Origin of the sequence: Prevotella sp. (genome assembly GCF_036570325.1) — a bacterium.
GTDB lineage: Bacteria > Bacteroidota > Bacteroidia > Bacteroidales > Bacteroidaceae > Prevotella.
The window spans coordinates 1-2,485 of sequence record NZ_DATCYK010000033.1 but is presented as its reverse complement, the minus strand read 5'-3'; the positions used below and the strand labels follow the sequence as shown (position 1 = coordinate 2,485).

Here is a 2,485-nt window from a genome sequence, read left to right as displayed (position 1 = left end):
AGCCTTGTCGCAATTCTCCGTATCGAGCCTGAAACGCTCGCGGGCGCTCTTTCCTTCCGTGCCATAACCGCAGGTATAGGAGTCGCCATACACCTCTATCAGGCGCTCGCGGGGGGCCACCGCCTGCAACGTGGCGCCACTCGCCACATGTAAGGCGCTCACCGTGGTACATCCATACTCGCCCTCCGTACATTTCTGAAGCCGCAGGGTATGAGGTCCTTTGCCCAATTTCTCGGCCAAGGTGATGAGCTGTCGCTCCTTGCCCGTTATCTTTATCTTACGGACAAAGCGCCCGTCTATAAATATATTGTGGTAACTCGTGCCCGTCTCGGCTACTTCCACGGCGATGTATCCGCCCGTAAAACGCGTTTGCATGTACACGCCTATCCAGTCGTAACGCACGCTTCCATCGGCCAGCGTCTCCGTTCTTCCCGTAAAAGTTATGGCTTTGTCGGCAGCCTTCACGATTTTGTCGGCTCCCATTACCAGCACGGTTTGCAGCATGAGGGCCATCACCAAAAGAGTTTTTTTCATGTTTGTGTAGTTTATTTGTTGATTTAATTTCAGATTGTCTATCACCCGTCTCAACGCCACAGCGTAAGACTTACCGGGCAAAGTTACGCTTATTAATCCATATTTCCATCATGCCTGCCCCACATTTTCATATCCTCGGTTTGTCCAAAGGCCTCCCATGGCCCGCCCAAAGGCCCTCTTTCGCCATGTCAAAGGGCTGCTATGACACGCTCAAAAGGCTGCTTTCACAACGTCAAAGGGCTGCTCTCACGACACCGAAGGCATGTTATAAAAAATTAAATATGCCAGTCTTTTCCATTTTCTTGCCCATAATCATTATACATTTGCAGGCAAATCATTGTCTGATAAGACGATGACCACATATTATTAATAGTTTAATGATAAGGAAAAAGATGAAGAAGATTTTATTCACATTGGCCGCCATCCTGTCTGTTTTGTCAGGTTGGGCAGCCCCCAAAGGCAATTTTCAGTTGAAAGTAGAGCTGAAAAACTTCGGCGACACGATGATTGTCTATATCCCCGGACAGACCAATCAGGATGCCAAAATGGAGACCGTAGTGGCCAAGAACGGCAAGTTTGAAACCAGCCTCGACATTGATCAGCCCAAGAACATACAGCTTCTGACGCCTAAGACCATGCGGCGCGAGGATAACAAGTACGCCATCATCATTGCCGTGCCCAACGAGGAGTGCGTTCTTACGGGCGATGTAACTTCTCACTACGACGTTACGGGTTCCAAGTTCTACAAGGAATACCACGAAGCCGACGTAATGATGGAGGCCGCGCAGAAGCCTTTGTCTGATTTACAAGTAGCCCTTAGTGCCCGCATGCAGGCCGGTGAGAGCCGCGAAGCCATCATGAAAGAGTACGAGGAGAAGTCGCCGGCCCTGAAAAAGGCCTTCACCGAGGCGCTCTTTAACTACATCAAGGACCATCCTACGAGCGAAGTAAGCGCCGCCATCGTGCCAAGTTTGCAAGAAATAGGCCTCATGGAGCAGGCCATCGCCGCCCTCTCGCCCGCTGTAAAGAACGGAAGAATGCGCCCATTCTTTACCCGTCCGCTCGAAGCCATGAAGCAAGAGAAGGCCGCTGAGGAAGCCGCCGCGCAGAAACAAGCGGCAGGTATCATGGCGCCCGACTTCACTTTGAAGGATATAAATGGCAAAGATTTGAGCTTATCGAGCCTCCGCGGCAAGTATGTGCTCATTGATTTCTGGGGCTCATGGTGCATTTGGTGCATCAAGGGCATGCCGCAGATGAAGGAATATTACCAGAAGTACGCCGGCAAATTCGAGATATTGGGCGTTGACTGCAACGATACCGACGCCAAATGGAAGGCTGCCGTGCAGAAACATCAGTTGCCATGGCTCCACGTTTACAACCCTCGTGGCAGCAAAGTGTTGAGCGATTACGGTGTAACAGGCTTCCCCACGAAGGTTTTGGTGGGCCCCGATGGCAAGATAGTAAAGACCATCGTAGGCGAAGATCCATCGTTCTACACCTTCCTCGACGAAACTTTTGGCAAGTAAACTGCCAACCGCCGACTGATTTCATCCTATCATCGGCTCGCCAAATCATCTGATTACGATAAGTAAACGACCCGCCGTCTTTACATTATATATAAACAAAGCACGCTTTGAAACATAAATTTCAAAGCGTGCTTTGTTTGTTTCAACCTCCTTATTTCAACTCTTTTTCAAGATAGGAAGATGATAATTCTCCTTTCCTCCCTATCCTGCCGGCTTGTTATTTCACCACTTGCTGCAACTGACGGGGCTTCAACATTTCGGCGGGAACGGAGCTTCGGATATGTTCTACCAGCATATTGAGCAGCGAATAGCGTATAAAGCCCGAGCCGGTAAGCAGTCCTATCTCCCTCGAAGGCACGGGCAGGGCAAACGAACGCACCAACTTACGCTGCTCATCGCTCAACTGCGGTATGGCCAACTCG

Annotated in this window: 1 protein-coding gene and 2 pseudogenes; 1 reads left to right on the top strand and 2 read right to left on the bottom strand. The window is 50.3% G+C overall.

Annotated elements, in window-relative coordinates; genetic code table 11:
* Positions 1-534: pseudogene (locus tag VIR50_RS03030) on the bottom strand (endoglucanase); the annotation flags it as partial.
* A 392-nt stretch (positions 535-926) separates the two neighbouring features.
* Here VIR50_RS03030 and VIR50_RS03025 point away from each other — a divergent pair.
* Positions 927-2,063, top strand: a complete 1,137-nt coding sequence (locus tag VIR50_RS03025) for a TlpA disulfide reductase family protein (RefSeq protein ID WP_331933670.1) — start codon at positions 927-929, stop codon at positions 2,061-2,063.
* A 217-nt stretch (positions 2,064-2,280) separates the two neighbouring features.
* On the opposite strand, the pseudogene VIR50_RS03020 reads toward VIR50_RS03025, so the two are convergent.
* Positions 2,281-2,485 (bottom strand): annotated as a pseudogene (locus tag VIR50_RS03020) (hydrogen peroxide-inducible genes activator); the annotation flags it as partial.

Bases quoted from the DNA above. Each gene is read 5' to 3' on its own strand.
- VIR50_RS03025 (WP_331933670.1), top strand. From the start codon at position 927: ATGAAGAAGATTTTATTCACATTGGCCGCCATCCTGTCTGTTTTGTCA.